This window comes from Ruegeria sp. (assembly GCF_040830605.1).
Classification (GTDB): domain Bacteria; phylum Pseudomonadota; class Alphaproteobacteria; order Rhodobacterales; family Rhodobacteraceae; genus Ruegeria.
The window spans coordinates 39919-64528 of sequence record NZ_JBFOMD010000013.1 but is presented as its reverse complement, the minus strand read 5'-3'; the positions used below and the strand labels follow the sequence as shown (position 1 = coordinate 64528).

Below are 24610 nucleotides of genomic sequence, written 5' to 3'. Positions count from 1 at the left end.
ATCAGGCCGCTCCGCTGCGCAGGCCACGCATGATGGCCGCATTAATTTCGAGCAAGGGGATCACGTTGGCCTCGCGCCGCAACACCTTGCTTGTGTGGTCATGCGTGAATTCTGCGAGGTAAAACAATTGTGCGCGCAACTGTGAGGTCAGCCCGTTTTCTGCATTCGCAACTTCGGTTGCAAACACGGTCCACATCCGATTGTTGTCATACAGGGCCTCGACCAGTTCCCCATAGGCAGAATTCCCCTTTTTCGCCGCCGAATGAATCCGGTGCGTGATCCGTGAGATCGCCTCATATTCCATGTTTCTGGGGGTTCGGATCGGAGTGGATGCCGCGGAATAAGCCCGCCGTGCCTGTGTCAGCGCGTTCACGTCATGTCCTTACGATTGAAAAATTCACGAGAGGGAAGGGACCAGGGCGCGAACGCCCTGGTCAGATCGCTTAGCGGAACAGCGACAGGATCGACTGCGGCGCCTGGTTGGCGATCGACAGCGACTGCGTGGCCAGTTGCTGCTGCACCTGCAGGGCCTGCAGACGGGCCGAAGTTTCTTCCATATCCGCGTCGACCAACGAGCCGATCCCCGACTTGAACGAGTCGGACAGGTTCGAGATGAACTCTTTCTGAGTCTCGATCCGCCCCTGGGCCGAACCGAACGCAGCTGAGGCGTCGATGGAAGTGTCGATCAGCGTCTCGATAGTGCCCAGCGCCGCAGCAGCACCCGCATCCGTCGACACATCAATCGAGCTCAGCGCCGCGAGGCCACCGGAACCCGCATTGGTGAACTGGGCCGACACCGTCACGTCACGATCGGCATCGACACCACCCGCACCGGTCACGAAGGACAATGTGCCCGGAGCCGAACTGGAGTCATAGTCGATCTCGACGCCGGTAATCCCAAGTGCATCGATCTGGTTCTTCAACCCGACGGCAACGATGGCATCGGTGTAGTTGGCATCATAGGTGCCCGACGGATCCAAATCCCCGGCCTGCACCGTGTAGGACGCAACCTTGTCACCGATGGTAATCGACACAGTGTCACCCGCCGCGAAGTTGTCGGTCGAGCTGTCGATCACGATGTCACCCGAACCACCGGTCTTGTCCATGGTGAAACCAGCGGCGTCATTGTCAGTGGTCGCGTTGTCAGACCCGGCAAGAACGCCCTTGCTGGCGTAACCGCCGGTGGACAGGTTCTGGCTGGCAACGGAAATCGACGACGCAGTCACGTTGCCGGCATTGTCCCGATCAAGCGACGCCAGAACCGAGGCGGTACCCGCCGAACCATCGACCAAGTTGAGACCGTTGAATTGCGCGGCCCCGACCACCGATGCGATCTGATCCCGTAGCGCGGTCACGTCATCGTTGATCTTGCCCCGGTCAACGTTGTCTTCCTGCGCTGCAACGATCTTGCCCTTCATCTGGGTCAGCAGATCGGTCACGGTTTCAGACGCGTTTCGCGCCACCGCCACCGTCGATTCTCCCAGCGCCAAACTGTCTTTGATGGCGTTGAAGCCTTTGACATCCGACTCCATCACTTTGGAGATCGCCCAGACGGCCGAGTTGTCCTTTGCAGTAGCGACGTCCTTGCCGGTTGAGATGGCATTCTGGGTCATTGCCAGGTTCTTGTTGACCGATTTCAGGGTCTGCAGCGCCACCATCGCGCCGTTGTTTGTCAGAATACTGGACATGTTTCTTTGTTCCTTCAGTCATTGGGCGGTTCACCACCCAGGTTTCATCCCGCAGCAATGCGGGCGCTATGTCGTTCTGACGTCTGCGAGTTACCGGTTCGGTGTTCGCGCCACCCGTTGTTCAAGGTGCGGGCTCACCTTTGGCCGCTTTCCCCTAACGGATTGCTAAAACGGGCAGGTTGCGTTGTTCGAATTTGATTCAACCCGAACGCTCAAGCCCGCTTTTCCAGCTTGGCCTGCATGCGCACCGGATAACGCTGTTTCTGGCCGGCACTATCATAGGTCTCGAGCCCCTGACTGACCCGGCGCAATTCGGCCATACGGTTGGCAACCGCGCGAATCCCCTCCATCGCGCTGTTCAGAAGCGCCTGATTGCGCGTGATCTTTTCGTGAACCCGCGTCAGGCTCCGTCCCTCGATATCATCTTGCTCGTTGATCGCCTCGATCAGCTTTTCCTTCTCGGGCATCATATTGCCCAGCCGGTCCAGCTCTCCGTCAATCAGCGCGCTACGCTCAAGATCGAGCAGTTCCTCAAGCGCTGTGATCAGGTCCTTTGACGAATCATGTGTCATTGCCGCTCTCCATCAATGCGTTGAACAAGGTTTCCGACAATCCGATGCCGCCCGCGCGTGCCAGTTGCTCGGCCTGCTGGCGCACCAGCATTGAGGCGAACTGATCTTCGCCCGCGCCTCCGCCAAACGCTTCGGGCGCTTTCCCGAGGCCCGCGGATCTGAGCATTTCAGACAGAAACGCCGCCTCCAGTTCTACGGCGGCATCCCGCAATGCCTCATGTTTGGTCGGAGTGGGTGGCGCCTGCGCCGTTGCGGTTGAAGGGGGCGGTATCTTCATCGTTTCCCTCGGGATTTGTCTCGAACTGTCTCGATCAAAAGGGAAAGCGGTTAAAATAAATGTAACCCGTTGCGGGCAATGGTTGGGCGAACACTTCAAATCACCGGATACCGATGTTGACGCCGTTATTGAACACAACCTGCTCTGCGAATGGCTGTGCGGCCCTGCAAAGGGATCGTGCCCAAGTGGAGGAATCGAAGGGAAAATCAAGTGGATTGGACACGTTCGACCGGTTCATGGAGGCGCCGGAGAACGAGCGTCAGGATCTTCCGGCCCCGGAGTTGACAATCGATTCCCCCGATGTGGAGAACAGTGCAGGCCCGAAAACAGCCGGAGCGCTGACGGAACTCGCCAAGGAACCTGCACCGGATGCACCCTTTCTGACCCGGTCGGTCGACACACAAGAATTGCCGCGCGCGCGGGCAGCTTCCGGGGCTGACGATGTTGCAAAAGGCATTGCGCGTGCAGGCCTTCAATTGGCGCCCAACGCTGGCGCGCCGTCAGCCGCGCAGGCGCGTCTTGGCGCCGCGAGCCAATCTGAGAACGCTCATTGCGATACCGGGAAAGTGCAGGTCGAGTTGAACGTGACGAATGGCAAATTTGTTCTCACTGGACTGCCGGGCGGAAATGGCAACGAGGTTCAATCTAGTTCAGCCGATCTGTCCGGCACTGTTTTGGCGCAAGACAAGGCTGCGTTCGCAATGTACGCCGGAGCCACTACGCAAAACACCGCGGCGTCAAGAATGGCTACCAGATCAGGCGCGGGCCACACTGGGCCTGAAGCTCGGTTGGCAAATGGTTCCAGCGCGCACGGCTTGCTTGCGGAATCCACAGCACGCTCCGAGAGTGCTGTTGTTGAGCCTATCGATCCGCCGTCTCCAAAAGCCGGTCAGGCCGCCGAAACGTCTTCCCACTCTGCCAGCGTCCAGCCTGTCAGACCGCAAGTTTCGTCAGGACCAGCAGTACCCTCTTCGGCAATTGTTCCTGACCAAGAACAACGCACCTCTACTACCGCGTCGCTTGCCGAGGATCTCTGGCTAGAGACGGCAGACCCGGGAGAAACCAGCGGTACTTCGGGATCGTCGCAAGCAAATAGTGCTGACCGGGCTCCGCTCGCGCAGCTTCCTTCGACGCGAGCCGAATTGGCGCGGGCTGTAGCCGGCCAGCTGTCGGCCGCAGTCTCGGCGCGCGCCGGAGCGGGTATCGTTGACATCACGCTCAATCCGGAAGAGTTGGGGCGGGTCTCGATGGCACTGAGCACGCGCGATGACGCCTTGATCTTGTCGATTTCGTCCGAGCGGCCGGAAACCTTGGATCTGATGCGGCGCCATATCGCGGAACTGTCCACCGAATTCCGAGAGCTGGGATACGAGTCGGTCACGTTCGAGTTCGGCACGGCAACCGGAGATACCGAGAACGCTCCGCAAAACCCTGAAGGTGAAGCGACCAAATCCCGGCACGATCCGGGTGACCATCAACCATCGCCCGATGCCCCGCAGCAAATCGCCGGGCCGGGCGTCGACCTGAGGCTTTGATGCATGACGACACCTGTTGGCAGTCCGGTTGGAAACACCACCGGAACCCCTGTCCCCGCTCCGGCAAGCAACACTTCGGCGTTGACGTCGGATTTCGAGACATTTCTGAAGATGCTCACGGCACAGGCACGGAATCAGGACCCGTTGGAGCCCCTGGATTCGTCGGAATACGCCGCTCAGCTTGCGCAGTTCTCGATGGTCGAGCAGCAGGTCCAGACCAATGACATGCTGGCCAATCTCGTCAACCAGCTTGGCGCATCCGATATGACGGCGCTGGCCGGATGGGTCGGTATGGACGTGCGCGCACTGGCCCCAGCGCATTTCTCCGGCACGCCGGTTACGGTTTCACCCACAGTGCACAACACGGCGGACAAGGCGTATCTGAATGTCCGCGACAGCTCGGGCACTGTGGTCGAACGCTATGAAATTCCGGTCTTGCCGCAGTCCATCACTTGGGATGGAACCGATGATGCCGGGGCATCTTATCCGTCCGGCCTCTACACGTTTTCGGTCGAAAGTCACAAGGGTGGAACAATGATCGCCGACGATCCTGCCGCGACCTATAACCGGGTGACCGAAGCGCAGATTCAGGACGGCGGCATTGTCCTGACACTCGCAGGTGGGCAGGTCATCCAGTCTTCAGTGGTTACCGCCGTGCGCGCAGGGAGTTGATCTGGGCACCGGGACAGGTCAAACCATACCTGTTCCCGGGCAATCTGCCCGCTCAAACTGCGGAGCACGACACTGCAACCCGACACACCTCCTCCGAGTGCCCTTGTCGCCCAGCTCCACGCGCAGGGGTTGGTTGGCGATTCCGACCGGTTCGAGACGCTCTATGGCGGGCGAACCAACCGGGTATGGAGGCTATTGGGCACTGAAAGTGACCGGGTGCTGAAGCTTTATCAGACCGGCTTTAGGAACCCGCTATTCCGCAACGATGCGAGGCTTGAGGCGGCATGTCTGAGAGCATTCGAGGGCACCGGTTTTGCACCGCGCCTGAGAGCGGCGGGGCAGATCGGCGCAGAAAGCTGGGTTCTTTATGATCACGCGCCCGGTACACCTTGGCGGGAAAACCCGGAAACAGCCGCCCGTGTTCTTCAGCAGGTACATACGCACCCGACGCGGATCGAGGCACCAAAGGGTTGCGATGGCAGCGACGATCTGGCCCGGCATGGCGCGCGGATCGCGTGTTTGTGCGATCCGGATGACCGCCGCGCCCTCGACGCCCTGCGCCCCGACGTTGTTGTTCCACCCGCACAAAAGCGCTGCTTGATCCACGGCGACCCGGTGGCAGGAAATATTCTGGTGGCTAACGGATTGGCAACCCTGATCGACTGGCAATGCCCGGCGCTGGGCGATCCCTGTGAGGATCTGGCACTATTTCTGTCGCCCGCCATGCAGCAGCTCTATCGAGGCAATCCTTTGACTCAGGCCGAGATCGATCGGTTTCTTGCCGCCTACGGCACAACGGAAATCGTTGATCGTTATCATGCGCTTCGCCCCTGGTATGCATGGCGTATGGCCGCTTATTGCCTGTGGCGCAGCCGGAACGGGGCATCAGACTATGCGTCCGGGTTCGAGTTGGAGTTGGAAACGCTCAGAATGGGGTAAACGGTCAGAGATCGCTCAACGCGAGAGCGGCATAAATCGGCGGCATCAGCGCCCGGCGAAAGCGGCCCAGCGGGAATCGCCTTGGCGGCTGCGACAGGACCAAGGGAAGGGCCGTCGACCTTCCCAACGCAAGTTGCGCCAGCGCCCGTCCACAATAGGTGCCCATAGCGACACCGTTGCCGTGATAAGCCAGTCCGGCGAACAGGCCGGGCCGACCGGGAACCGGGCCGACGTAGGGCTTGAGGTTGCGCAACAGGCAGACAAGGCCCGACCACATGTGGCTGGCCTCGACACCGGTCCAGGCCGGGAACATCCGGTCGAAATCGCGGCGGACCCGGACTCGGATCGCGGACTCGGCCCGGGGTGAAGACATCAGCCCGCCGCGCATCCCGAACAGGAACCGGCGGTCCGGCATCAACCGGAAATAGTGCAGCAGGTTGCGGGTGTCATAGCACATCTGGTCCGAGGTCCAGCCCTGCGCCTGCAGCTCGGCATCGCTGAGCGGGCGGGTGACCAATACCGTCGATTGCGCGGGCATGTAGCGCCCGGCGAGCCAATCCGGCAGGCCCTCGCTGGAATAGCCGTTGGTGCAGATCAGGACCATGTCGCAGTCCACCCGACCCTGCGGCGTCGCAACCGCGTGCCCTTGGCCGGTGCGGGTTATCGAGGTTGCCAGGCTTTGAGCAAAAAGCTCAGCACCGGCTTTTCGGGCAACGTCCGCCAGTCCGAGCAGATATTTGCGCGGGTTTAGACCGAACCCCACGGGATTCGTGTATCCGCCATGAAATTGCCCGCCGAAGCCGAGACCCGGCAGCTCATTGGGCTCATGCAGGGTGCCTTCGTTATCAGCGGCACGCCGCAGCGCCCGCATCGCACGTGGGCCGTGGGCCAGCAGGGTTTCGCCTTTGGAATGGGTGTCTGCCTCGATCCCGTGCTCGGACAGAAGACCGGCCACCAACGCAACCGCGTCGTATTCGGCCTTCTCATAGGCATCCGCCGCAGCGGTTCCATAGCGACGAACCATGGCGGGATAGCCGAGTTTGGAGCCGCCCAGACAGCAGAAGCCGCCGTTTCGACCCGAGGCGCCCCAACCGGGCGTCTCGGCTTCAAGCACCGCAACCGAGGCCCCTTCCTGCGCAAGATGTAAAGCTGCCGAGAGGCCGGTGAAGCCGGCGCCGATGACAGCGATATCCGCCTTCACTTTCCCGGCCAGCGCCGGCCAGTGCGGCGCAGCTATGGTTTCATCCCACCAGCACCCCACACGCGGACCGGGGCCGTAGGTATAGGCAGGAAAGATCCGTTTCATCACGCGCGCACGGCGGCCTGTTCTTCCTGTTTCTGCCGGACCATGGCGCGTTTCGTCACCAGCGAGGCGGTGATCACGCCGATGGTCACGATGGCAATCATGATGGTCGAAAGTGCGTTGATCTCGGGGCTCACGCCCAGACGCACCGCTGAGAAGATCTTGATCGGCAGCGTGGTCGCTGACGGACCGGACGTGAAGGACGCGATAACCAGATCGTCAAGCGACAGGGTGAAGGCCAGCAGCCAGCCCGAGATCACCGCCGGAGCGATGATCGGCAGGGTCACCAACCGGAACGCCTCAGCCGGCGAACACCCCAGGTCCAAAGCTGCCTCCTCAAGTGAGCGATCAAAAGTCACCAACCGCGAGGAGACAATCACCGAGACGTAACACATCGAAAAGGTCGTATGCGCCAGCACTATAGTCAGCACACCGCGGTCCAGCCCGATACCGATGAACAAGAGCAGCAGCGATAGACCGGTGATCACCTCGGGCATCACCAGCGGCGCGTAGATCATGCCGGAAAACAGCGTGCGCCCCAGAAACCGGCCGCCACGTACCAGGACGTAAGCCGCCATGGTGCCCAGGATCGTCGCCAGCGTGGATGAGAACACCGCAACCTTGAATGTGACCCAAGCGGCGTTCAGAAACGCCTCGTTCCGGATCAGTTCACCATACCATTTGGTCGAGAACCCGGCCCAGACCGTCACCAGCTTGCTTTCGTTGAAGCTGTAGACGATCAGGATGATCATCGGGATGTAGAGGAACGCAAATCCCAACGTCAGCGAGACCGCGTTGAACCAGCTCAGCCTGTTCATCCGTCCGCCTCCGCCTGTTTCTGCTGGTTGCGCTGGAACAGCACGATGGGGATCACCAGGATCAGCAGCAGCACCACCGCCACGGCGCTGGCCACCGGCCAGTCGCGGTTCGAAAAGAACTCCTCCCACAGCACCTTGCCGATCATCAGCGTGCCCGAACCACCCAGAAGCGAGGGGATGACGAATTCACCGATCACCGGGATCATGACCAGAAAACAGCCCGCGATGATGCCGGGGCGCGAGAGTGGGATGGTGACGAGCCAGAACGCCTGCACCCGTGAGCATCCCAAATCTTCGGCCGCTTCGATCAGCGATCCGTCCAGCCGGTCGAGCGCGGCGTAGATCGGCAGGATCATGAATGGCAGATAAGTGTAGACGATGCCGATATAGACCGCCGTGGGCGTGTTCAGAATGGTGAGCGGGGCCGAGATGATCCCGGTCCACAGCAAAAACTGGTTCAGAACCCCCTCGTTGCTGAGGATGCCCATCCACGCGTAGACGCGGATCAGGAATGAGGTCCAGAACGGCAGGATCACCAGCATCATCAGCGTCGGGCGCCATTCTTCGGGCGTGCGGGCCATGGCGTAAGCGATGGGGTAGCCGACAATCAGCGTCAGTAGTGTCGAGACCACCGCGATCCTGACGCTGGACAGGTAGGCCTTCCAATAGAGGTCATCCTCGGTCAGGAAAACGAAATTCTCGAAATCCAGCTCGCTGAGAAATGCCCAGATGCCCTCGGCCCAGTCGAATTGTGGCATGTAGGGCGGACGAGCGATGGCCGCGTCGGACAGCGAGATCTTCAGGACGATGGCGAAAGGCACCAGAAACAGGGCCAGAAGCCACAGATAGGGAACGGCGATCAGAAAGGCGCGGCGCATCAATTCGCCAGCAGAACGCCTGCGGTGGCGGTCCAGGACAGCCAGACAGGGTCTTCCCAGGTGTAGGACCGGCGCGAGATGCGGCGGGTATTGGCGGTCTGCGCCTTGATGATGATGCCGTTGGGCAGTTCGACATGGTAGGTCGAGAGATTGCCCAGATAGGCGATGTCATGCACCTTACCCTGCACCGCGTTGGCGGCGTCAGAGGGACGTTCGGCGGTGATAGTCACCTTCTCCGGCCGGATGGCCAGATGACAGGATTGCCCGGTGTCGAAACTGTTGTCTGAGGCGGCGGTCAGCGCCTCCTGCCCTTCGGCCCAGTCGATGTGATAGCCGTCGCCGCCATTCTGCCGCGCGCGGCCCCGAATGATGTTCACGTCTCCGATGAAATCAGCCACGTAGACCGAATTCGGGGTTTCGTAGATCCGGTCCGGGGTCGCCACCTGCATCAGTTGACCCTGATCCATGACGGCGACGCGGCTGGCGACGGTCATCGCCTCTTCCTGATCGTGGGTCACGATCACGAAGGTGGTGCCGGTCTTTTCCTGAATATCCATCAGCTCGAACTGCGTATCCTGCCGCAGTTTCTTGTCGAGCGCGCCCAGCGGTTCGTCCAGCAGCAGGAGTTTCGGCGCTTTGGCCAGACTGCGCGCCAGCGCCACCCGCTGGCGTTGACCGCCGGAAATCTGGTGCGGCTTGCGGCGGGCGAACTGCTCTAGCCTAGTCAGCCGCAGCATCTCTTCCACCCGCTCTTCTAGGTCGTGTTTGGGCATCTTGTCCCGCCGCAGGCCGAAGGCGATGTTTTCCCAGACGCTGAGATGCGGGAACAGCGCATAGGACTGGAACATCATGTTCACCGCGCGCTTGTTCGGCGGGATCGGGTCGATGTCCTGACCTGCCAGCATAATCTGACCCTCGGTCGGCGTCTCAAACCCGGCAAGCATCCGCATCATCGTGGTTTTGCCGCAACCCGAGGGGCCGAGCAGGGCAAAGAACTCTTTTTCGAAGATATCCAGCGACAGATCGTCGATGGCGGTGAATTCGCCGAAGCGCTTTGTCACGTTACGGAACTGGATCAGCGGCTTCTCCCCGGGATCGTCCCAAGGCGCAAAAACTGAAGTGTTCAAATCGAATCCCCGCGAACTGACTGTGTCGATTGAGGTCAGGCTGGCGGGGCAGCAGACTGCCGCCCCGCTGCGTCAGGTTCGGATCAGGTGCCCGACTTGATCTTGGTCCACAGCCGCGTCACCGTGCGCTGCGTTTTCGCCGGATAGGGCGTGGTGGTGTAGAGGTTCTGCATGGTCGCGTCGTCGGGATAAATCGCGCTGTCGCCGATCACGCCCTCTTCCAGAAACTCCTGCGCAGCCTTGTTGCCGTTGGCGTAGTAGACATAGTTCGATGCCGCCGCCATGTTCTGCCCTTCCATGATGAAGTTCAGGAACCTGTGCGCGCCCTCCGGATTGGGGGCATCCACCGGGATGGCCATCTGGTCGAACCACATCAGCGAGCCTTCCTTGAAGGCGTGATATTCGATCTCGACACCATTCTCGGCTTCGGCCGCACGGTCCCGCGCCTGAAGCACGTCACCCGACCAGCCCACGGCCACGCAGATATCGCCGTTGGCCAGCGCGTTGATGTATTCCGAGCTGTGGAATTTCTGGATATGGGGGCGCACCGCCATCAGCACCGGCTCGGTCTTGGCGATCACGTCCTTGTCGTGGCTGTCAGGGTCCTCACCGATATATTTCAGCGCCATCGGGATGATCTCGGTCGGGGCATCCAGGAAATGCACACCGCACTGGCTGAGCTTTTCCATATTCTCGGGTTTGAGGATCAGGTCCATCGAGTTCAGCGGCGCGTCCTCGCCCAGAACCTCCTTGACCTTGTTCACATTGACGCCCAGCCCGGTCGAGCCCCACATGTAGTTGATCGAATAGGCGTTGTCGGGGTCGTATTGCGCCGTGCGTTCTTTGATGACCTCCCACATGTTTCCGGCGTTAGGCAGCTTGGCCTCATCAAGCTTCTGAAAGGCCCCCGCCTGAATCTGCCGTTGCAGGAAGGTGCCCGTCGGCACCACCACGTCATAGCCGGACCCGCCTGCCAGCATCTTGGTTTCCAGCAACTCGTTGCTGTCGAAGACATCGTAGATCAGCGTCAGGCCGGTCTCATCCTCGAACTTCTTCAACAACTCTTCATCAATGTAGTCGGACCAGTTGTAGACCCGCACCTCTTCGGCAAAGGCCGCCGAAGTCCCCAACGCAATCACAGCTGTGAGTGTCAGCGTCTTGATCTTCATATTCTTCTCCCTGCGATTTGACGGGTATCCTCCCGTCTGCCGGGATTTGATCAAGTTTTGCCTTCTGCGGCAACAAAATTTATGGTTTCATGGGTGTAACATCCGCCGTTTCAGCCCTCCGAACCGAGGTAACCCTGTTGAATATGATCAAAAATAAGGCTCAGGAAACAGATCGTGAAGAGGGCAAACGCCCTGCGCACGAGCAGGTTTACCAAACTCTCAGGTCCCAAATTCTGTTCGGAGAGCTGGTTCCGGGGCAGGCGGTGACCATTCAGGGACTGACTGATTCGCTCGGCGTCGGCATGACCCCGGTGCGCGAGGCGATCCGCCGTCTGATCTCGGACGGGGCCTTGATGTTCCAGGGCAACCGGAGGGTCAGCGTGCCGGTGCTGTCCGATGGCGATATCGAGCAACTGATTTACGTAAGGAAATCAATTGAATCCGAACTTGCCCGCCGTGCGGCACAGCACATGGGGGCAAGTGAAATCAATCAGGTCGAAGCTATCGACCGCGCCCTTGATACCGCCATTCAGGCCGGTGACGTCAGCGGGTATCTGCGTTACAACCATGCCTTTCATGCGACGCTCTATGCCCAGGCCGATGCACCGGTTCTGAGCGATTTGGCCGAACGGCTTTGGCTGCGGTTCGGGCCTTCGCTGCGCATGGTTTGCGGGCGATTTGGCACCCAGAGCCTTCCGGACCGGCACAAGGACATCATTCGGGCCCTTCGGGAAGGCACGCCGGATGATGTCGCTCAGGCCGTGGCGCAGGATGTAGAACAGGGGATGGAACTGATGGGCGGGGTGTCGACGAAACGCATCCCTCAGTCATCCGTTGATTGACACCGTAAAATTTGATCATATTGTGTCTCTCGGCCCCTTTTCCGGAGGAGAGATTCCGATGTCGACCATCACCAACCATATGCCCACCGCCGAGTTGCAGGCATTGGACGCCGCGCATCACATGCACCCGTTTTCCGCCAACGGCGAACTGGGCCGAAAAGGCGCACGCGTCATCACCCGCGCTAAGGGCGTCTACCTGACCGACAGCGAGGGGGAGGAGATCCTGGATGGTATGGCCGGGCTGTGGTGCGTGAATATCGGTTATGGCCGTGACGAATTGGCCGATGTCGCCGCGCGCCAGATGCGCGAGCTGCCCTATTACAACACTTTCTTCCAGACCACCCACGTGCCTGCCATCGCCTTGGCCGACAAGATCGCCAGCCTCGCGCCGGGGGATCTGAACCACGTCTTCTTTGCCGCCGGCGGGTCCGAAGCAAACGATACCAATATCCGTCTGGTGCGCACTTATTGGGCGACGAAAGGCAAGCCAGAAAAATCGATCATCATCAGCCGCAAAAATGCCTATCACGGATCGTCAGTCGGCTCGGCCTCGCTGGGCGGGATGGCGGCGATGCACGCGCAGGGCGGCATTCCGATCCCCGATATTCACCATATCAACCAGCCCAACTGGTGGGCCGAGGGCGGCGACATGACGCCCGAGGAATTCGGCCTCGCCCGGGCCCGCGAACTGGAAGAGGCCATCGAGGAACTGGGCGAAGATCGCGTTGCCGCCTTTATCGCCGAACCGGTGCAGGGTGCGGGCGGTGTGATCGTGGCGCCCGACACCTACTGGCCCGAGATCCAGCGCATTTGCGACAAATACGACATCCTGCTGATCGCGGATGAAGTGATCTGCGGCTTTGGCCGCACCGGCAACTGGTTCGGCTCGCAGACCGTCGGCATCAAGCCGCATATCATGACCATCGCCAAGGGCCTGAGTTCCGGCTACGCGCCCATCGGCGGCTCGATCGTCTGTGACGAGGTGGCCGAGGTCATTGGCAGCGGCGATTTCAACCACGGCTACACCTATTCCGGCCATCCCGTCGCCGCCGCCGTGGCGCTGGAGAACCTGCGCATCCTCGAGGAAGAGGACATCATCGGCCACGTTCAGAATGTCGCCGCGCCCTACCTCAAGGAAAAGTGGGAGGCACTCGTCGACCATCCGTTGGTGGGCGAGGCACGGATCGTCGGCATGATGGCATCAATCGCACTGACCCCGAACAAGGCAACCCGGGCGAAATTCGCTTCCGAGCCGGGCACAATCGGCAACATCTGCCGGGACCGCTGTTTTGCCAATAACCTGATCATGCGCCACGTGGGCGACCGACTGATCATCTCTCCCCCACTGATCCTCACACCGGCGGATATTGACGAGATGTTCGTTCGCATCCGCAGATCGCTGGACGAAGCACATGCCGAGATCCTGGAAAACGGGCTGATGAAAGAGGCGTCATAACGCCAAATTGAATTGCGGCAGAGTTTTTGCCGGGGGCCGATCTCAGAATGAGATTGGCCCCATTTTCTTCGCCTCTATTCCGGCGAATCCACAGTCAGGCGACCGATGATGAAGGCAGGCACGACCACTGGCCTCTGCCTGATTCAGTATCAAAAGCGACACTCCGATGTCGCAACGACGCAGCGACGCGTCGCAAAATGCCGACGTTCAACCCGGGCAGTTCAGCAAAGATGTAGCGAAGAGTTTTCAGGGGACCGCCCAATCGGCGTTACGAATTTCGTCCCGGGGGTAACTGAAAATTATTAAATTCGTACCTAGCGTTTCATATAGTGGGTATGATTAGATCGAAGAACAAGCGCGGGGACAACCCGCCGGACACAATCAATGGGGAGCCTGACTTGGCTGAAGCGTCCACCGAAGACGCGTTCGTAGAATTCGAACGCGTTCAGAAAAGCTATGATGGCGAAACGCTCGTCGTCAAAGACCTTAACCTCACAATGCCAAAAGGCGAGTTTCTGACCATGCTCGGGCCGTCGGGTTCCGGCAAGACCACGTGCCTGATGATGCTGGCCGGGTTCGAGACCGCGACCCATGGCGATATCCGTTTGGGCGGTGTCTCGATCAACAACATCCCGCCGCACAAGCGCGGCATTGGTATGGTGTTCCAGAACTACGCGCTGTTTCCGCACATGACGATTGCCGAAAACCTCAGCTTTCCGCTGGAGGTCCGCAAGTTGGACAAATCCGCGCGCGAGGAAAAGGTGATGCGCGCGCTCGACATGGTCGAAATGGGCGCATTCGGCGGGCGCCGTCCAGCGCAATTGTCGGGCGGTCAGCAGCAGCGGATCGCACTGGCGCGTGCGCTGGTGTTCGAACCCGAACTGGTGCTGATGGACGAGCCGCTGGGCGCGCTGGACAAGCAACTGCGCGAAAAAATGCAGTTTGAGATCACCCATCTGGCCCACCGACTGGGCATTACCGTGGTCTACGTGACCCACGACCAGACCGAGGCGCTGACCATGTCCGACCGCGTCGCCGTGTTCGATGATGGCCGCATTCAGCAACTGGCGCCGCCAGACAAGCTGTACGAGGAACCCTCGAACAGTTTCGTTGCCCAGTTCATCGGCGAGAACAACACGCTGGAGGGGCAGGTCAAGGAAATCAACAACGGCATCGCCGTGGTGCAGTTGGATGATGGCGAACTGATCGACTGCAAGCCGATCAATGTCAGCCAGCCGGGTGAGCGTACCCGCGTGTCGATCAGGCCCGAACGCGTCGAATACAACAAGGACCGCCTGCAGGAAGGCGCCCACACGCTAAAGGCCGAGGTGCTTGAGTTCATTTATATGGGCGACATCTTCCGCACCCGTCTGCGGGTGGCCGGAAATGATGAGTTCATCATCAAGACCCGGAACGCACCCGACCAAACCCGTCTTCAGCCCGGCGAGCAGATCGAGATCGGCTGGCTGCCTGACGATTGCCGCGCGCTTGACGCCTGAGGCCGGCAACAGTGCCCCCTTTCCGACCGTCGTCGGGAAGCAACGACAATTGCAAAACCGCAAGAAAATCAACAAGGAGAGAACCAAATGAAGCTAAAGAACCTGACCGCACTGGTCGCAACCACCGCGTTGGTCGCCCCGATGGCGATGGCAGCGGACATGGCCGACGAGATGACCATCGTCTCGTGGGGCGGCGCCTATTCCAAGTCGCAGCTCAAGGCCTATCACGAGCCCTATTCGGAAAAGACCGGCGTCAAGATCATCAACGATGAAAGCTCGGCCGAAGCGGTGGCCAAGCTGCGTGCGATGAACGAGGCGGGCAACGTCACCTGGGACGTGGTTGACGTGGTGGCCGCAGACGCGCTGCGTCTGTGCGACGAAGGTCTGGCGATGGAGATCGACCCCGAAGAGCATCTGGCCGCGGCGCCCGATGGGACTTCGGCCGAGGATGATTTCGGCGACCTGCTGGTCGGCGACTGCTTCATCCCGCAGATCGTCTATTCGACCACTTTCGGCTATCGCACCGATCTGGTTGGGGACAACCCGCCAACAGATGTCTGCGCCGTCTTCGACCTGGAAACCTACCCCGGCAAGCGCGCACTGGAAAAACGCCCGATCAACAACGTGGAATGGGCGCTGCTCTGTGACGGCGTTGCCAAGGAAGACGTCTATGATGTTCTGGCCACCGAAGAAGGGCAAGAGCAGGCTCTGGCCAAGCTCGACACCATCAAGGACGAAGTAATCTGGTGGTCGGCGGGCGCCGACACTCCGCAATTGCTGGCCGATGGCGAGATCGTCATGGGCTCGACCTACAATGGCCGCCTATTCAGCGTGATCGAAGAGCAGAAGCAGCCCGTTGCCATGCTGTGGGACGCACAGGTGTTCGACCTCGATGGCTGGATTATCCCGGCTGGCCTGTCCGACGAACGCAAGGCCCGCGCGCTGGACTACATCTACTTCGCGACCGACACCCAGCGTCTGGCGGATCAGGCCAAGTGGATCTCGTACGGCCCGGCGCGCGCGTCCTCGGCTCCGCTGGTGGGTCAGCATGCGGATCTTGGCATCGACATGGCACCGCACATGCCGACCGATCCGGAAAACGCCAAGAACACGTTCCTCTACAACTACGAGTTCTGGGCTGACTACCGCGACGATATCGACGCGAAGTTCCAGGCCTGGCTGGCCAAGTGATCGTCTGATCGCTTGATCGGATAGTGACGGATGGGGCCTGCCGGGCCCTGTCCACCCTCAAAGAACAAACACCAACGGGGACAAGATGAGCGATTCGACCGCCTCTGGACCGGTGTTGGCCGCCGACGGCACACCACTCAAACGCAGCCTGGCCCGAGCGCTACGCATGCAGAAGCTGCGCGCATTGATGCTGATTGCGCCGCTGCTGCTCTTTGTCCTGCTCACTTTCATCGCGCCGATTGCGGACATGCTGTTCCGCTCGGTCGAGAACAAGATCGTCGTCACCACCCTGCCGCGCACCGTGCAAGCCCTGCAAGAGTGGGACAGCGCTTCCGGTGAGGCCCCCGACGAGGCGGTGTTTCAGGAGCTTTACTACGACATGTTCGTGGCCGCCGAGGCCAAGGAACATACCAAGCTGGGCACCCGGCTGAACTACGAACGCACCGGCATCTCGTCCCTGTTCCGCAGTTCCGGGCGCAAGGTCGACGATATCGGCAAGGACCACGTGAAAGCGATCGAGGATGCCTCCGACAAGGCGCTGAAGGACGAGGCGCTGTGGTTCGAAATCATGACCGGCGGCGCGGGCGCCGAGACCAATGACGCCCTGCTGAACGCCGGGCGCCAGCGGCTGAGCAACCTGACCGACACCAGTTTCGGTGGCGATATCGGCTTCGTGCCTGGTGCCGCAATCTCGGAAATCCTGCCGGAAACCACCCAAGCCTACACCGATTTCGCTCTGTTCACCGCTGTCGCGGACAACGATGTCGTGGCCGAGGAAGACCCGTGGGAGACCGTCTTTGTGGCCCTCGCCACCGAGTTGCAAGCCGACCCGGCACGGCTTGACGGCTATGCCGGCCCCGGCGCCGATGCGCTGATAGCGGCGGCCGAGGCGGTTGCGGGGTTTGAACCCATCGCCTTCAAACCGGCTTTCATTGATATCGACAAGGATTGGGGCGACGCCGAGAACTGGAAGACAATCCAGATCTATAGCCCGCGCACCACCAACGGCTATTTCCTGAACGCCGTGGACCTGCAAAAGGGCACCGACGGCATCGAGGCACGGCCCGAGAACCAGCAGATCTATATCACGCTCTTTACCCGCACCCTGATCATGTCGCTGATCATCACCGGATCCTGCATCCTGCTGGGCTATCCGGTGGCATGGATTCTGGCCAACCTGCCGACGCGCACGGCAAACGTGTTGATGATCCTGGTTCTGCTGCCCTTCTGGACCTCGCTCCTGGTGCGGACATCGGCTTGGAAAGTGATGCTGCAACAGCAAGGCGTGATCAACGAAGTCCTGGTGTGGCTTGGTATGGTCCCGGACGAGGCGCGGCTGGTGATGATCAACAATCAGTTCGGCACCATCGTGGCGATGACCCACATCCTGCTGCCGTTCATGATCCTGCCGATGTACTCGGTGATGCAGACCATCAACCCGACCTACCTGCGCGCAGCCAAATCGCTGGGCGCCACCAACTGGACCGCCTTCTGGCGGGTCTATTTCCCGCAATCGGTGCCTGGAATCGGTGCGGGCAGCATCCTCGTCTTCATCCTGGCCATCGGCTATTACATCACGCCCGAGATCGTGGGCGGCACCAAAGGTGTCTTCATTTCGAACCGGATCGCCTACCACATCTCGTCTTCGCTCAACTGGGGGCTGGCGGCAGCACTGGGGACAATCCTGCTGGTGGTCGTTCTGCTGCTCTACTGGGCCTATGACCAGATCGTCGGCATCGACAACGTGAAGCTGGGGTAAGCGAACATGGCACTCAATACCGTCCAACCACAAACCCCGGGCTTCGTCGCCGCCGTGTCCGCCGGCGCCGGAGCGCTCTTCGGCCTCTTCGTCGGGACCGCACAAGGTTCGGGCTTCATCGGCATCGTGATCGGCGCGGCCCTGCTGGCGGCGTTGGGCTTTGTCCTCTCGGGCATGCGCGAGCGCGAAAAACCGCTGCGCTGGCTGATCACCGCCGGGTTCCTGATTGCGGGCCTCGTTCTGGGAGGTATATCAGCTGCTATCGTCGGGGCGCTCTTCGGCTGGTTCGCCGGATGGTTCATCTTCTGGCTGGCTACATCGCGCTACCGTGCTCATCTGGCGCCTTACCTGACACCGGGCCAGGTCCTATGGCACTATACGTTTCGAGTAATCTGCGGTGCGATCTTCGTGTTCCTTATCACGCCGATCCTTGTGGTGATGCCGCTCAGCTTCAACGCGCAGGACTTCTTTACCTTCACACCCGAGATGCTGCGGTTCGACCCCGCCGGGTACTCGATGAAGCACTACGAGGATTTCTTCAGCAATTCCGACTGGCAGAATGCGCTGTGGAACTCGATCAAGATCGCACCCATGGCGACGCTGCTGTCGGTCGGGTTCGGCACGCTGGCCGCCATCGGCCTCAGCCAGCCGCATGTGCCCTTCCGCCGCGCGATCATGGCGATCCTGATCTCGCCCATGATCGTGCCGCTGATCATCTCGGCGGCTGGCATGTATTTCTTCTACAGCCGGATTGGCCTGCAGGGCACCTATTTCGGCGTGGTACTGGCGCACGCAGCGCTGGGTATCCCCTTCGTGATCATCACCGTGACCGCAACACTGGTGGGCTTCGACCGTTCCCTGACTCGGGCCGCTGCCAATATGGGAGCGGGACCGGTCACCACCTTCTTCCGAGTACAGATGCCGCTGATCCTGCCCGGAGTGATTTCGGGTGGTCTCTTTGCCTTCATCACCTCCTTCGACGAGGTGGTGGTGGTGCTCTTTGTCGGCTCTGCCGGACAAAAGACCTTGCCCTGGCAGATGTTCACCGGCCTGCGCGAACAGATCTCACCCACCATCCTTGCCGTGGCAACGATCCTGGTGGCGATCTCTATCCTGCTGCTCACAACGGTCGAGATGCTGCGCCGCCGCTCGGAACGCCTGCGCGGTATGTCCCCAAGCTGACAACAACAGGGCGCCTCTCACAGGCGCCCTTTCTTCTTCTGTTCAAAAATATCCCGGTGGGGTGAACAGGCTTCCCGGAAACTGTCCAGTGGACAGTTCCGCCTGTGAACGGCGAAGCCTCGGATGCCCTCAGGCAGCGGAGGCAGAGCCCCCAATCTACCGCAACCGCTCGAGCAACCTCAGCGACGCATAACCGTCCGGCAAAAGCCCCTCAGCCAGTTGATAGGCCCGCACCGCGTTGATGGTCAGCGGCCCGATACGCCCGTCGATCTTCTGCGTGTCGAACCCCGCCTGAGTCAACCGCTGCTGCAACTCCTTGCGCTCGGCAAAGCTCAGCGCGCGATCGCCACGCGGCCACTCAGCGCGGATGGGTCCGGCCCCGCCTATCCGGTCAGCCAGATGGCCCACTCCGATCACATAGGCATCAGCGGTGTTATAGCGCTCCAGAACTTCGAAATTGTCAAAGATCATAAAGGCCGCGCCCTGCCCGCCTGCAGGCAACAGGATCGAGGCAAGCCCGTGGTCCGACACCGGCCGCCCGTCCACCCCAACGACCCCGAGCCTCGCCCAATCCGAGGGCTTCTTCGTCAGCTCGCGTTTGGCGTTGGAATAATCGAACCCCTCCGGCAGAAGCACCTCGACACCCCAGGGCAGCCCACTGGTCCAGCCGAACCCGGCCAGATACGCAGCGGTTGAGGCCAGCGCATCGGTCGGATCGTCCGACCAGATATCGCGCTTGCCATCGCCGGTGAAATCCACCGCGTGGTCCAGATAAGAGGTCGGCATAAACTGGGTATGCCCCATCGCGCCGGCCCAACTGCCCTGCATGTTGCTGGCCGAGACATCGCCCGCGTCCAGTATTCGCAGAGCGGCGATCAGTTGCTCTTCAAAAAATGTCGACCGCCTCGCGTCAAAGGCCAGCGTGGCCAGCGAGCGGATGGTGCTGTCGCTGCCCCGGAAGGTGCCATAGGCGCTTTCCAGCCCCCAGATCGCTGCCACGATCTCTTTCTCGACGCCGTATTTGGCCTCGATCTTTTCCAGCGTCTTGCGATGCTTGGCCAGCGCCGCCTTGCCGTTCCTGATCCGCGCATCCGAGACAGCGCTGTCCAGATAGTCCCAGATTGTCTTGGTAAATTCCGACTGGTTGCGGTCGCGCTTCACGACCTTGGGGTCGTAGGTCACCCCGCGCAGCGCGGCATCCAGCGTCGCGCTGGAAATCCCCTGTTCCAACGCACGGCGCTTGAACGCGCCGACCCACGCCTCAAACCGTGCATTCGAACTGCTTGCCGTCACCTGCTGCACCTCACGCGCCGGGCGCAAAACTGGCCGGACCGAGGATGTGATCTCGGCTGCGGCCAGCACGATCTTGCCCTGCCCGGCCTGTGTCTGGGGCCGCTCCTGCGGCCGGATTGTTTGATTGACTGTGCCACCTGACACATTCGTAGCCCATATCACGGCGAGGACGGCGCCACTCACGCATGTTCGCATTCCGGTTTTCCCGATTGTCTGCTCGGGGTCAGGATAGCGCGAAACCGGCCATCGACAAAGCGTCTAAGCGTCAGGCCCGCAATCTTCCGCCCGTTCCGCCCGGATCCGTTCGAGTGCGGTGCGCAGCAGCGGAACCCGCTGGGGGCGAAAGCTCTCGTCGGTCACCGCCATTTCGCTCATCCGGTCCAACCGGAAGACGCGAAAATCCCGGCGCAGATGACACCAGGACAAGAGCACGCTGGAGCGGTCCATGTAGACGATGCTCAGCGGATTCACGCGGCGAAAGGTCTGTGCGCCCTTCACATCGGTATAGGCGAATTCGACCGCGCGTTCGTCCCAAGTGGCCTGTCGCAGCGCTGCGACCTCGATGGTGGGGGCCGCCGGGCGGTCGAAACGGGTGGCGGCCAGGATGGCGTGGCTCAGCCGGTGCGACTGGCGCTGCGGTAGCCGTCCCTGCAACTTGCGAAGCGCCGCCCCAGCTGCCGCGGACAGCGCCGGATCACCGATCAGTTCGACCTCGCGCAGGCCCAGAACCAGAGCCTCAAGCTCATCATCGGTGAAACCCAAAGGCGGTAGCGTGGCGTCTTCGATCAGGGTAAAGCCGAACCCGGCCTCACCGTCGATCACGGCCCCAAGGCTGCGCAGTGCGTCGATATCGCGGTGGATCGTGCGCGCCGACACGCCCAGATCCTGCGCCAGATCGACCGAGGTGCGCGGCGGCGTGCCCGAGCGCAGGGCTTGCATCAATTGGAACAGGCGGGTGGTACGGGTCATGACTCAGCTTAACCTATCCCTGATGACAGAAATTGTCATGAGGTGTGTCTACTCTTGGGACCGACCCCCAAACGGAGACCCCGACATGCTGACCCTGCTCACCTTCCCCTCTGCCTTCGGCCAGTTCAGCGCCAGCCCCTTCTGCGTCAAGGCCGCCTATATGCTGCAGCTTTCCAAACAGCCATGGCAACGCTCCGACCTGCTGGACCCGCGCAAGATGCCCCATCGCAAGCTGCCCGTCCTGCGCACGCCCGAACGGCTGATGCCCGACAGCGACGCCATCCGCAGCTGGCTCGAGGCGCAGGGGGCCGAGTTCGATGCGGGCCTCAGCGACGTGCAAAAGGGCCAGTCCCGCGCGCTGATCCGGATGGCCGAGGATCACCTCTATTTTCACATCGTGATGGACCGCTGGGGCAATGACGAGGTCTGGCCGGTCCTGCGTGACACTTTTTTCACCACGATCCCGACGTTGATCCGCAAACCGGTCTCGAATTCGATCCGCAAGTCCGTACTTAAGGGGCTGGATATGCAAGGTGTCTCCCGGTTCTCGGAAACTGAACGGCTGGATCGGGTCGAGCGTGACCTGCAGGCAATCTCCGCCTTTCTCTGGCAATCACCGTTTCTGATGGGCGAGGCCCCGACCTCCGCCGACTTGAGCGTAGGCCCAATGCTGGCGGCGATGCGCGCGACGCCTGCGGAAACACCGCTGACCCGGCGGATCGACGGCGATAAGATGCTGTGCGACTACATCGACCGGATCGACCAGACGATACGCTTGCCATGAGACCTTTTGCAGACCCTGCCGTCGCGAACGCCTTCGCCGCCTTGCCCGACGCAACCCGCAACGGGTTGATGGATCTGCGCGAACTGATTTTCGACACCGCCGACACCCTGCCCCACGCGCAACCCTTGACCGAGGCGCTGCGCTGGGGCCAGCCCGCCTATCTGGCGCCGCGCGGCTCGACCATCCGGCTGGGTGGACACAAGTCGGCGCGGTTTGCCCTGTTCGTACATTGCCAGAGCCGGTTGATGGGCGATTTCACCACGGCCTTCCCAGACGAAGACCGGATTGAGGGTAGCAGAGCGATCCTGTTCGATGCGCCGGGCCAGATCGACCCGACGCGGCACGGCTGGCTGATCGCCCGGGCGCTGACCTATCACCTCTGACGGCGCTTGCGCTCGATCTTGCGTTTGATCTTGTCTTTCTTCCGCTTGGTGCTGGCACCTTTGCGCCGGGGCGCACGGCCCGCTGGACCGCGTCCGCGTGGCAAGGCCTGATCGTCGATGGAGAGCAGCTCCAACTCCAGCCCGCCAGTCACGGGCACGGCCTCGGTCAGGCGCACGGTTACCCGCTGGCCGATGGCAATCAACATCCCGGTATCCGAGCCCATCAGCGTTCCGGCCTCGCGGTCGAAATGGAAGAACTCGCGCCCCAGCGAGCGCACCGGCACCAGCCCGTCGGCACCGGTCTCGTCCAGCTTCACGAAGGCCCCGAACCGGGCGATGCCGCTGATCCGGCCCGAAAACTCGTTACCAACCCGCTCGCTGAGGTAGGCCGAGAGATAGCGGTCATTGGTGTCCCGTTCCGCCATCATCGAGCGGCGCTCGGTATCCGAGATGTGGTTGGCGGTCTCTTCCAGCCGGTCAATCTCATCCTCCGTCAGCCCGTCGTCACCCCAGCCGTGGGCCGTGATCAGCGCGCGGTGCACGATCAGATCAGCATAGCGCCGGATCGGTGAGGTGAAATGGGCGTAGTTCCTGAGCGCCAGCCCGAAATGACCAAAGTTTTCAGGGTTGTAATAGGCCTGCGCCATCGAGCGGAGGGTGCTAAGGTTGATCAGCTCCGCCTCGTCGGTTCCGGCGGCGGCGTTGAGCAGCGCGTTCAGGTGCCGGGTCTGCAACACCTGCCCCTTGGCTAGGTTCAGCCCCGCCGCCTGCGCCGTTTCACGCAAGGATTCCAGCTTTTCGGGCGCCGGTTCCTCATGCACCCGGAATAGCAGCGGGCGGCGTTTCGCGATCAGGGTCTCGGCGGCAGCGACATTGGCGAGGATCATGAATTCCTCAATCAGCCGGTGCGCGTCCAGCCGGTCGCGGAAGGCGACGCTCAGCACCTCGCCCGCATCGCTCAGCACGATCTTGCGCTCGGGCAGGTCCAGATCCAGCGGCTGGCGCACAGCGCGCGCCTTTTTGAGCGCCTCGTAGGCGGCATAGAGCGGCCTCAGAACCGGCTCCAGCAACGGCCCGGTGCGGTCGTTTGGGGTACCGTCAATGGCCTCCTGCACCTCGGCATAATTCAGCGAGGCAGCCGAGCGCATCAGTCCGCGCACAAAGCGATGGCCGATCTTGTTGCCCTCGGCGTCAATCTGCATCCGCACCGCGATACAGGCGCGCGGCACGCCCTCGTGCAGCGAACATAGATCGCCCGACAACCGGTCCGGCAGCATCGGCACCACGCGGTCGGGGAAATAGGTGGAGTTGCCGCGCTTGCGCGCCTCGCGATCCAGCGCCGCGCCGGGGCGCACATAAGCCGCCACATCGGCAATCGCGACCCAGATCACATGGCCACCCGGGTTCTTGGGATCGTCATCGGCATGGGCGTAACACGCATCATCGTGATCGCGCGCGTCCGACGGATCGATGGTCAGCAACGGCAGGTCGCGCAGGTCCTCGCGCCCGCTCAGGCCCACCGGCTTGGCCTTGTCGGTCTCGTCGATCACCTTGTCGGGGAAGTCGTCGGGGATGCCATGTTGATGAATGGCAATCAAGGACACCGCCTTGGGCGCCGAGGGATCGCCCAGCCGCTCGACAATCCGTGCGCGTGGCAGGCCCATGCGGTTCTTGGGACCGGCCTGCTCGGCCTCGACCAACTCGCCGTCCTTTGCGCCTTGCGTGGCACCCTCGGGCACCTGCCATTCTTTCGAAGCGGCCTTGTCGATCGGCACGATCCGCCCACCCTCGGCGCCTTTGCGGAACAGGCCGAGGATGCGGCGCGGGTTGGTGCCGATGCGCCGGATCAGTCGGGCCTCGTAATTGTGATCCTCCTCATGCACCAGCGTGAGGCGCGCCAGGATGCGGTCACCCTCGCCCAGCGCCGGATCGCTGGCGCGCGGGATGATCAGCACGATGGGCTCGACCCCCTCGCCATGCCATTCCAGCGGACGGGCGAACAGGTCGCCATCGGCATTGGGCGCCTTGACCTGCAACACGCTGACCGGCGGCAACCGGTCCGGGTCGCGATAGCTGCGCTTGCGTTTCTCCAGATGCCCTTCGGCCTCAAGCTCCTTGAGGATACGCTTGAGGTCGATCCGGTCCGCGCCCTTGATGCCAAAAGCCTTGGCAATGTCGCGTTTCGAGGTGAGGGTGGGGTTCGTCGAGATCCAGTCGAGGACCTCCTGCTTGGAGGGGATGCGTTTCATGTTTCCGCCCTAGCACGGCGATACG

General features: G+C 61.4%; 23 protein-coding genes. 11 read left to right on the top strand and 12 right to left on the bottom strand.

Features of this window, described 5'->3' with window-relative positions; genetic code table 11:
- Window position 1: 1 nt before the first annotated feature.
- The 4 genes from flaF to AB3N21_RS17995 all read right to left on the bottom strand — a co-directional run bounded on the left by flaF (window position 2) and on the right by AB3N21_RS17995 (window position 2537).
- Complete coding sequence (flaF, locus tag AB3N21_RS18010) at window positions 2-373, bottom strand: flagellar biosynthesis regulator FlaF (protein ID WP_367936517.1); 372 nt, start codon at window positions 371-373, stop codon at window positions 2-4.
- A gap of 70 nt (window positions 374-443) precedes the next feature.
- A complete protein-coding gene (locus AB3N21_RS18005) occupies window positions 444-1688 on the bottom strand; it encodes a flagellin (RefSeq protein WP_367936516.1) in 1245 nt (414 codons plus the stop codon).
- Between the two features lie 212 nt (window positions 1689-1900).
- Window positions 1901-2260 carry a flagellar biosynthesis protein FlgN gene (locus AB3N21_RS18000; protein ID WP_367936515.1) on the bottom strand — a complete coding sequence of 120 codons (360 nt, stop codon included), beginning with the start codon at window positions 2258-2260 and terminating at the stop codon, window positions 1901-1903.
- On the bottom strand, window positions 2250-2537 hold the full coding sequence (locus tag AB3N21_RS17995) for a rod-binding protein (RefSeq protein ID WP_367936514.1): 288 nt from the start codon (window positions 2535-2537) through the stop codon (window positions 2250-2252). Before AB3N21_RS17995 ends, AB3N21_RS18000 begins: the two co-directional genes overlap by 11 nt.
- A 185-nt stretch (window positions 2538-2722) precedes the next feature.
- On the opposite strand from AB3N21_RS17995, the gene AB3N21_RS17990 reads away from it, so the two are divergent.
- The 3 genes from AB3N21_RS17990 (at window position 2723) to AB3N21_RS17980 (ending at window position 5683) form a co-directional block, all read left to right on the top strand.
- On the top strand, window positions 2723-4072 hold the full coding sequence (locus AB3N21_RS17990) for a flagellar hook-length control protein FliK (protein WP_367936513.1): 1350 nt from the start codon (window positions 2723-2725) through the stop codon (window positions 4070-4072).
- Window positions 4073-4075: 3 nt separating this feature from the next.
- Entirely contained in the window at window positions 4076-4744 is a 669-nt protein-coding gene (locus AB3N21_RS17985) for a flagellar hook capping FlgD N-terminal domain-containing protein (RefSeq protein WP_367936512.1), read from the top strand.
- Between the two features lie 129 nt (window positions 4745-4873).
- Window positions 4874-5683 (top strand): phosphotransferase, encoded by an 810-nt coding sequence (locus AB3N21_RS17980; protein ID WP_367936511.1) that lies wholly within the window; start codon window positions 4874-4876, stop codon window positions 5681-5683.
- A 4-nt stretch (window positions 5684-5687) separates the two neighbouring features.
- Here AB3N21_RS17980 and AB3N21_RS17975 read toward each other — a convergent pair whose 3' ends face one another.
- The 5 genes from AB3N21_RS17975 to AB3N21_RS17955 all read right to left on the bottom strand — a co-directional run bounded on the left by AB3N21_RS17975 (window position 5688) and on the right by AB3N21_RS17955 (window position 10978).
- Window positions 5688-6989 carry an NAD(P)/FAD-dependent oxidoreductase gene (locus AB3N21_RS17975; protein WP_367936510.1) on the bottom strand — a complete coding sequence of 434 codons (1302 nt, stop codon included), beginning with the start codon at window positions 6987-6989 and terminating at the stop codon, window positions 5688-5690.
- Window positions 6989-7804: an ABC transporter permease gene (locus AB3N21_RS17970; protein WP_367936509.1), complete on the bottom strand. Its 816-nt coding sequence runs from the start codon at window positions 7802-7804 to the stop codon at window positions 6989-6991. The genes AB3N21_RS17975 and AB3N21_RS17970 overlap by 1 nt, the downstream gene beginning before the upstream one ends.
- The gene (locus AB3N21_RS17965) at window positions 7801-8682 is read right to left on the bottom strand and encodes an ABC transporter permease subunit (RefSeq protein ID WP_367936508.1); all 882 of its coding nucleotides are present in this window, start codon (window positions 8680-8682) and stop codon (window positions 7801-7803) included. Before AB3N21_RS17965 ends, AB3N21_RS17970 begins: the two co-directional genes overlap by 4 nt.
- Window positions 8682-9809: an ABC transporter ATP-binding protein gene (locus AB3N21_RS17960; protein ID WP_367936507.1), complete on the bottom strand. Its 1128-nt coding sequence runs from the start codon at window positions 9807-9809 to the stop codon at window positions 8682-8684. The genes AB3N21_RS17965 and AB3N21_RS17960 overlap by 1 nt, the downstream gene beginning before the upstream one ends.
- Window positions 9810-9892: 83 nt before the next feature.
- Window positions 9893-10978 (bottom strand): polyamine ABC transporter substrate-binding protein, encoded by a 1086-nt coding sequence (locus tag AB3N21_RS17955; RefSeq protein ID WP_367936506.1) that lies wholly within the window; start codon window positions 10976-10978, stop codon window positions 9893-9895.
- A 143-nt stretch (window positions 10979-11121) separates the two neighbouring features.
- On the opposite strand from AB3N21_RS17955, the gene AB3N21_RS17950 reads away from it, so the two are divergent.
- The 6 genes from AB3N21_RS17950 (at window position 11122) to AB3N21_RS17925 (ending at window position 18907) form a co-directional block, all read left to right on the top strand.
- Complete coding sequence (locus tag AB3N21_RS17950) at window positions 11122-11820, top strand: GntR family transcriptional regulator (RefSeq protein ID WP_367936505.1); 699 nt, start codon at window positions 11122-11124, stop codon at window positions 11818-11820.
- 58 nt (window positions 11821-11878) lie between these two features.
- Window positions 11879-13276, top strand: a complete 1398-nt coding sequence (locus AB3N21_RS17945; RefSeq protein ID WP_367936504.1) for an aspartate aminotransferase family protein — start codon at window positions 11879-11881, stop codon at window positions 13274-13276.
- 398 nt (window positions 13277-13674) lie between these two features.
- A complete protein-coding gene (locus AB3N21_RS17940) occupies window positions 13675-14775 on the top strand; it encodes an ABC transporter ATP-binding protein (protein ID WP_367936503.1) in 1101 nt (366 codons plus the stop codon).
- A gap of 87 nt (window positions 14776-14862) precedes the next feature.
- Complete coding sequence (locus AB3N21_RS17935; RefSeq protein WP_367936502.1) at window positions 14863-15966, top strand: extracellular solute-binding protein; 1104 nt, start codon at window positions 14863-14865, stop codon at window positions 15964-15966.
- Window positions 15967-16051: 85 nt separating this feature from the next.
- Window positions 16052-17725, top strand: coding sequence for an ABC transporter permease (locus AB3N21_RS17930; RefSeq protein WP_367936501.1), 1674 nt, complete (start codon window positions 16052-16054; stop codon window positions 17723-17725).
- Between the two features lie 6 nt (window positions 17726-17731).
- The gene (locus tag AB3N21_RS17925) at window positions 17732-18907 is read left to right on the top strand and encodes an ABC transporter permease (RefSeq protein ID WP_171179195.1); all 1176 of its coding nucleotides are present in this window, start codon (window positions 17732-17734) and stop codon (window positions 18905-18907) included.
- 156 nt (window positions 18908-19063) lie between these two features.
- On the opposite strand, the gene AB3N21_RS17920 is transcribed toward AB3N21_RS17925, so the two are convergent.
- Window positions 19064-20395, bottom strand: a complete 1332-nt coding sequence (locus AB3N21_RS17920; RefSeq protein WP_367936500.1) for a lytic murein transglycosylase — start codon at window positions 20393-20395, stop codon at window positions 19064-19066.
- 63 nt (window positions 20396-20458) lie between these two features.
- The gene (locus AB3N21_RS17915; protein WP_367936499.1) at window positions 20459-21169 is read right to left on the bottom strand and encodes a helix-turn-helix transcriptional regulator; all 711 of its coding nucleotides are present in this window, start codon (window positions 21167-21169) and stop codon (window positions 20459-20461) included.
- Between the two features lie 85 nt (window positions 21170-21254).
- Here AB3N21_RS17915 and AB3N21_RS17910 point away from each other — a divergent pair, with 85 nt between their 5' ends.
- Together AB3N21_RS17910 and AB3N21_RS17905 are read left to right on the top strand one after the other, a co-directional pair.
- Entirely contained in the window at window positions 21255-21953 is a 699-nt protein-coding gene (locus tag AB3N21_RS17910; RefSeq protein WP_367936498.1) for a glutathione S-transferase family protein, read from the top strand.
- The gene (locus AB3N21_RS17905) at window positions 21950-22336 is read left to right on the top strand and encodes a DUF1801 domain-containing protein (RefSeq protein WP_367936497.1); all 387 of its coding nucleotides are present in this window, start codon (window positions 21950-21952) and stop codon (window positions 22334-22336) included. Before AB3N21_RS17910 ends, AB3N21_RS17905 begins: the two co-directional genes overlap by 4 nt.
- Here AB3N21_RS17905 and rnr read toward each other — a convergent pair.
- Window positions 22327-24585 carry a ribonuclease R gene (rnr, locus tag AB3N21_RS17900; RefSeq protein ID WP_367936496.1) on the bottom strand — a complete coding sequence of 753 codons (2259 nt, stop codon included), beginning with the start codon at window positions 24583-24585 and terminating at the stop codon, window positions 22327-22329. The two genes, AB3N21_RS17905 and rnr, sit on opposite strands and share 10 nt — an antisense overlap.
- Window positions 24586-24610: the final 25 nt, after the last annotated feature.

Excerpts from the sequence above, each read along its gene's own strand:
- AB3N21_RS17925 (WP_171179195.1), top strand. The coding sequence starts at position 17,732 with ATGGCACTCAATACCGTCCAACCACAAACCCCGGGCTTCGTCGCCGCC.
- AB3N21_RS17935 (WP_367936502.1), top strand. The coding sequence starts at position 14,863 with ATGAAGCTAAAGAACCTGACCGCACTGGTCGCAACCACCGCGTTGGTC.
- AB3N21_RS17945 (WP_367936504.1), top strand. The coding sequence starts at position 11,879 with ATGTCGACCATCACCAACCATATGCCCACCGCCGAGTTGCAGGCATTG.
- AB3N21_RS18000 (WP_367936515.1), bottom strand. The coding sequence starts at position 2,260 with ATGACACATGATTCGTCAAAGGACCTGATCACAGCGCTTGAGGAACTG.
- AB3N21_RS18005 (WP_367936516.1), bottom strand. The coding sequence starts at position 1,688 with ATGTCCAGTATTCTGACAAACAACGGCGCGATGGTGGCGCTGCAGACC.
- AB3N21_RS17965 (WP_367936508.1), bottom strand. The coding sequence starts at position 8,682 with ATGCGCCGCGCCTTTCTGATCGCCGTTCCCTATCTGTGGCTTCTGGCC.
- rnr (WP_367936496.1), bottom strand. The coding sequence starts at position 24,585 with ATGAAACGCATCCCCTCCAAGCAGGAGGTCCTCGACTGGATCTCGACG.
- AB3N21_RS17915 (WP_367936499.1), bottom strand. The coding sequence starts at position 21,169 with ATGACCCGTACCACCCGCCTGTTCCAATTGATGCAAGCCCTGCGCTCG.
- AB3N21_RS17910 (WP_367936498.1), top strand. The coding sequence starts at position 21,255 with ATGCTGACCCTGCTCACCTTCCCCTCTGCCTTCGGCCAGTTCAGCGCC.
- AB3N21_RS17970 (WP_367936509.1), bottom strand. The coding sequence starts at position 7,804 with ATGAACAGGCTGAGCTGGTTCAACGCGGTCTCGCTGACGTTGGGATTT.
- AB3N21_RS17950 (WP_367936505.1), top strand. The coding sequence starts at position 11,122 with ATGATCAAAAATAAGGCTCAGGAAACAGATCGTGAAGAGGGCAAACGC.
- AB3N21_RS17930 (WP_367936501.1), top strand. The coding sequence starts at position 16,052 with ATGAGCGATTCGACCGCCTCTGGACCGGTGTTGGCCGCCGACGGCACA.
- AB3N21_RS17920 (WP_367936500.1), bottom strand. The coding sequence starts at position 20,395 with ATGCGAACATGCGTGAGTGGCGCCGTCCTCGCCGTGATATGGGCTACG.
- AB3N21_RS17985 (WP_367936512.1), top strand. The coding sequence starts at position 4,076 with ATGACGACACCTGTTGGCAGTCCGGTTGGAAACACCACCGGAACCCCT.
- AB3N21_RS17995 (WP_367936514.1), bottom strand. The coding sequence starts at position 2,537 with ATGAAGATACCGCCCCCTTCAACCGCAACGGCGCAGGCGCCACCCACT.
- AB3N21_RS17905 (WP_367936497.1), top strand. The coding sequence starts at position 21,950 with ATGAGACCTTTTGCAGACCCTGCCGTCGCGAACGCCTTCGCCGCCTTG.
- AB3N21_RS17975 (WP_367936510.1), bottom strand. The coding sequence starts at position 6,989 with ATGAAACGGATCTTTCCTGCCTATACCTACGGCCCCGGTCCGCGTGTG.
- AB3N21_RS17955 (WP_367936506.1), bottom strand. The coding sequence starts at position 10,978 with ATGAAGATCAAGACGCTGACACTCACAGCTGTGATTGCGTTGGGGACT.